The following is a 5523-nucleotide window of genomic DNA, read 5'->3' as shown; positions in this document are numbered from 1 at the left end:
ACCACCGGCACAATCAACGCGCTGTACACCCCGCAGCACTGGAAGTACCTGACCAGTGGTCTGCTCGGGCTGCAGCACGGCACCGATGCCGGCGACCTGCTGGCGCTCGCCGACGATTACGAGAACCGTGATAAAAACGGGCACTACGGCAATGACCAGGACGTGTTCAACGCGGTCCGGTGTGTTGACGCGCCGACGCCGACGGATGCGGCAAGCTGGGTGTCCGCCGACCAACAGATCCGCCAGGCCGCTCCGTTCCTTAGCTACGGGCAGTTCACCGGGAACGCTCCCCGCGATCTATGCGCCCTGTGGCCGGTGCCGGCGACGTCGACGCCGCACAGCGCGGCACGGGTCGCGCCGGGCAAGGTCGTCGTGGTCTCCACCACTCACGACCCCGCCACGCCGTATCAGTCCGGGGTAAATCTGGCCCGCCAGTTGGGTGGCCCACTGATCACTTACGACGGAACTCAGCACACCGCGGTGTTCAACGGCGACCAGTGTGTGGATACCGCGGTGACACGCTATTTCGTTGCGGGGACGTTGCCGCCCACGGCCTTGCGGTGCCAGCCATAAGGCGGGCTCCAGCCGCCCCGAACAGCCCGTCTGAGGAGTCCGCAACGGTTCTGAGCGGGCATCGGTAACACGGAGTTAACAGGTGTTGCCTAGTGTGCGGGTTATGGATCGACAGAAGGAATTCGTCCTCCGCACGCTGGAGGAACGGGACATCCGCTTCGTGCGGCTCTGGTTCACAGATGTGCTTGGCTTCCTCAAGTCGGTTGCCATCGCCCCGGCCGAACTCGAGGGCGCCTTCGAGGAGGGCATCGGCTTCGACGGATCGTCGATCGAGGGCTTCTCGCGCGTTTCGGAATCCGACACCGTGGCCAACCCGGATCCGTCGACCTTCCAGGTGCTGCCCTGGGCCACCGCCTCCGGTCATCATCACTCCGCGCGGATGTTCTGCGACATCACCATGCCGGACGGTTCACCGTCGTGGGCGGACCCGCGGCACGTGCTGCGGCGTCAGCTGCAGAAGGCCAACGACCTCGGTTTTTCCTGCTACGTGCATCCCGAAATCGAATTCTTCCTGCTGAAGCCCGGTCCCAACGACGGGTCGGCGCCCATTCCCGTCGACAACGCCGGCTATTTCGACCAAGCGGTGCACGATTCCGCCTCCAACTTCCGCAGAGAAGCCATCGACGCCCTCGAATTCATGGGCATCTCGGTGGAGTTCAGCCACCACGAAGGGGCGCCCGGCCAGCAGGAGATCGACCTGCGCTTCGCCGACGCGCTATCCATGGCCGACAACGTCATGACGTTCCGCTACGTCATCAAAGAAGTCGCGATCGACAACGGTGCGCGGGCGTCATTCATGCCCAAGCCTTTCGCGGAGCACCCCGGCTCGGCCATGCACACCCACATGAGCCTGTTCGAGGGCGACGTCAACGCCTTCCACAGCGCCGACGACCCACTGCAGTTGTCGGATGTGGGCAAGTCGTTCATCGCCGGAATCCTGGAGCACGCCTCCGAGATCAGCGCGGTCACCAACCAATGGGTCAACTCCTACAAGCGACTGGTGCAGGGCGGCGAGGCGCCCACCGCCGCGTCGTGGGGCGCGGCCAACCGGTCGGCCCTGGTCCGCATCCCGATGTACAGCCCTAACAAGACCTCGTCGCGACGCATCGAGGTACGCAGCCCCGACTCGGCCTGCAATCCGTATCTGGCGTTCGCCGTGCTGCTGGCGGCCGGGCTGCGCGGCGTGGAGAAGGGGTACGTCCTGGGTCCGCAAGCCGAGGACAACGTCTGGGATCTCACTCCCACCGAACGGCGGGCGATGGGTTATCGCGAGCTGCCGTCCAGCCTCGACGAAGCGCTGCGCGCGATGGAGGGCTCCGAGCTCGTGGCGGAAGCGCTGGGGGAGCACGTCTTCGACTTCTTCCTGCGCAACAAACGTGCAGAGTGGGCGAACTACCGCCGTCACGTCACGCCCTATGAGCTGAAGACCTATCTTTCGCTGTAGCCGGTGTCGGCGGCCCGCTCAAATGCCGGGTCGATCTGCGCTACCGTCGAGGGTGTGAATCAACCCGTAACCGAACGGTCGAAGGTGCCCAGCGTGGGCAGGCTCGGGTTGGTCGACGACCGTGCGAACGCGAATTTGGCTCAGCTGGGTTGGAATAACGAAGATTGCGTCGACGTGCTCTGGTCGCTGTCGCGCGCACCGGACGCCGACGCCGCCCTGTGCGCGACGGTCCGGCTGGCCGAGGCACTCGACGACGGTTGGGCAGAGCTCAACGCGGCGCTGGCCACGGACCGCGGACTGCGCGGCCGGCTGTTCGGTGTGCTCGGGTCGTCGCTGGCGTTGGGAGATCACTTAGTCGCCAACCCGCAGGCATGGCATCTGTTGCAGGGCAATGTGAAGCTGCCCTCTACCGAGCAACTGCGTGCCGGGTTCGCCGAGTGCGTCGCTGAACCCCTAACCGCCGCAGGGTCGGTGGTGTGGCGGCTGCGCGCTCACTATCGCGACCGGCTGCTGGTGCTGGCCGCGCTGGATCTGGCGCCGACGGTCGAAAACGAGCCCGTGTTGTCCTTCCGGGACGTCGGCGCCCACTTGGCCGATATGGCCGATGCCGCGTTGGCGGCAGCGCTGTCCGTTGCTGAGATGACGGTGTGCGGGGACGCTACCCCGCCCCGGATCGCTGTCATCGCCATGGGTAAATGTGGTGCGCGCGAACTGAATTACGTCAGCGACGTCGACGTGATCTTCGTTGCCGAGCCCGCTGATCAGGTGTCCGCGCGGATAGCCGGCGAGATGATGCGGTTGGCCTCCGACGCCTTCTTCCAGGTTGACGCCGGCCTGCGACCGGAAGGCCGGCACGGCGAGCTGGTTCGCACCCTGGACTCGCATGTCGCCTACTACCAGCACTGGGCGAAGACCTGGGAGTTTCAGGCGTTGCTGAAGGCCCGCCCTGCGGTCGGCGACGCCGAACTGGGCAAGCAGTACATCGAAACGCTGATGCCGATGGTCTGGAACGCTTGCGAGCGTGAGGATTTCGTTAGCGAAGTCCAGGCCATGCGCCGACGGGTGGAGCAACTGGTGCCCGCCGATGTGCGGACCCGCGAGATCAAACTCGGCAGCGGCGGGCTGCGAGACGTCGAATTCGCGGTGCAGCTCTTGCAGCTCGTGCACGGCCGCAACGACGCGTCGCTGCATGTGGCGTCGACGTTCGACGCGCTGGCCGCACTGGGCGCCGGTGGCTACGTGGGTCGCGACGACACGGCCAACCTGACCGCCTCCTACGAGTTCCTTCGGCTGCTGGAACATCGGCTGCAGTTGCAGCGGCTCAAGCGCACGCACATGTTGCCGGCGCCGGAGGACGACGAGGCGCTGCGCTGGCTGGCGCGGGCGGCTCATGTACGACCCGACGGCAGTCGCGACCGGCTGGGCGTGCTGCGCGAGGAACTGAAACGCCACCACATGCGCGTGTCACGGTTGCACGCGAAGTTGTTCTACCAACCGTTACTGGAATCGCTTGTGCCAGAAGGCCTGGAGTTCGCCCAGGGAATGACGCCGGCGGCAGCCGAGCGTCAGCTGGCCGCACTCGGCTACGAAGCTCCGCAAAGCGCGCTGAGTCACCTGTCGGCATTGATCAACCAGAGCGGCCGTCGGGGCCGGGTGCAGTCGGTGCTGCTGCCCCGACTGCTTGATTGGCTCTCCGATACCCCCGATCCGGATGGCGGTCTGCTGGCCTACCGCCGGTTAAGCGAGGTGATGGTTGCCCACCGCTGGTATCTGTCCACGCTGCGCGATAAGCCTTCGGTCGCCAAGCGATTGATGCACGTGCTCGGAACGTCGGCGTATGTGCCGGAACTCTTGATGCGCGCGCCGGAAGTCGTCCAGAACTACAGCGACGGGGCGTCGGGCCCCAAGCTGCTCGAGGTCGCCCCGGAGGCGGTGGCCGGTGCTTTGGTGGCCTCGGCGGCCCGGCAGAGCGATCCGGTTCGGGCCATCGCCATTGCGCGCTCGCTGCGCCGTCGTGAGCTGGCCCGCATTGCGTCGGCCGATCTGCTGGGCATGCTCGACGTCACCGACGTGTGTGCAGCGCTCACCGGGGTGTGGGTCGCGGTTTTGCAGGCCGCTCTGGAGGCGGTGATCCGGGCCAACCTTCCGGAAAGCGGCGACGCCCCGGCCGCCATCGCCGTCATCGGCATGGGCCGGCTGGGCGGCCATGAGCTGGGCTACGGATCCGACGCCGACGTGTTGTTCGTTTGCGAGCCGGCCGACGGTGTGCAGGACTCCGACGCGCTGCGCTGGGCGATCACCGTGGCCGAGCAGATTCGCGCGCTCCTAGGGACCCCCAGCGCCGACCCGCCGTTGGAAGTCGACGCCAATCTGCGGCCCGAGGGTCGCAGCGGTCCGCTGGTCCGCACGCTCGCGTCGTATGCCGCCTACTACGAGCAGTGGGCGCAGCCGTGGGAGATCCAGGCGTTGCTGCGGGCCGACGCGGTGGCCGGTGATGCGGATCTGGGTCGGCGGTTTTTGCACATGGCCGACAAGACGCGCTACCCCTCCGGCGGGGTGTCGGCGGAGGCGGTCCTCGAGATCCGGCGGATGAAGGCGCGCGTCGACTCCGAGCGGCTCCCGCGCGGCGCCGACCCGAAAACCCACACCAAGCTGGGGCGCGGGGGACTGGCCGACATCGAGTGGACCGTGCAGCTGCTCCAACTGCGCTACGCCAGCGAGATCGCTGCGCTGCACAACACCTCGACGCTGGAGAGCCTGGACGCCGCCGCTGAGGCCGCGCTGATCACCAGCGAAGACGCGGCCCTGTTGCGGGAGGCCTGGCTGACCGCGACGCGGGCCCGCAACGCGCTGGTGCTGGTTCGCGGCAAGCCGACCGACCAGCTGCCCGGGCCGGGACGCCTGCTCAACACCGTCGCCGTCGCGGCCGGCTGGGCGAAGAACGGGGACGGCGGCGCGTTCCTGGACAACTACCTGCGGGTGACTCGGCGCGCAAAAGCCGTCGTGCACAAGATCTTCGACGAATGAGCCAGCCCCGGCCGCGGCACTCCGAATGACTCGGTGTTAGTAAGGAAGCAACGGTCGGCTGCTGACGGAGGCCCGCCACTAGCGTTAGGAGGCGGGGTTGGACGCGAAGATCCCCTACGAGGTGATGAGCGCCGACGAACACGATCGGCTCGCGGCGCTCTACGCGCCGCTGACCGACGACGTGCGCGAACTGATCCGGCTGGCTTTGCGCACCGACGCAGACCCAGAATCAGTCGCTGCGGCCAGAACGGCCATCCGGGCGGCCAACGATGTGTTGCGGAGCAGGCAGCGTGACGAGTCGCAGCTGGTGCGTCACGCGGTCGGGGGACGCCCGGTCGTCTGGGGCAACGCCGTGATCGGACTGCGCAACGCGATCGCCCCGCCGCTGACCATTCATCACGAGGGTGACGGCACCCGGTGCTGGAGCGAGTTCACCCTGGACTCCGCTTACGAGGGCCCGCCGGGGCTGGTGCACGGAG

At 67.1% G+C, this 5523-nt stretch carries 3 protein-coding genes and 1 pseudogene; all 4 read left to right on the top strand.

Going from position 1 to position 5523, the window contains the following annotated elements:
- Positions 1-573 (top strand): alpha/beta hydrolase (locus VGH54_RS23000; protein ID WP_331514410.1); only part of this gene is annotated, 573 nt, incomplete at its 5' end.
- Positions 574-676: 103 nt separating this feature from the next.
- Positions 677-2017, top strand: coding sequence for a type I glutamate--ammonia ligase (glnA, locus tag VGH54_RS22995; RefSeq protein WP_331514409.1), 1341 nt, complete (start codon positions 677-679; stop codon positions 2015-2017).
- Positions 2018-2071: 54 nt separating this feature from the next.
- A complete protein-coding gene (locus tag VGH54_RS22990) occupies positions 2072-5044 on the top strand; it encodes a bifunctional [glutamine synthetase] adenylyltransferase/[glutamine synthetase]-adenylyl-L-tyrosine phosphorylase (RefSeq protein WP_331514408.1) in 2973 nt (990 codons plus the stop codon).
- 97 nt (positions 5045-5141) lie between these two features.
- Positions 5142-5523, top strand: a pseudogene (locus VGH54_RS22985) (PaaI family thioesterase); the annotation flags it as partial.

This window comes from Mycobacterium sp. (genome assembly GCF_036488105.1).
Taxonomy (GTDB): domain Bacteria; phylum Actinomycetota; class Actinomycetes; order Mycobacteriales; family Mycobacteriaceae; genus Mycobacterium.
This window is presented reverse-complemented; position numbering and strand designations above follow the sequence as displayed.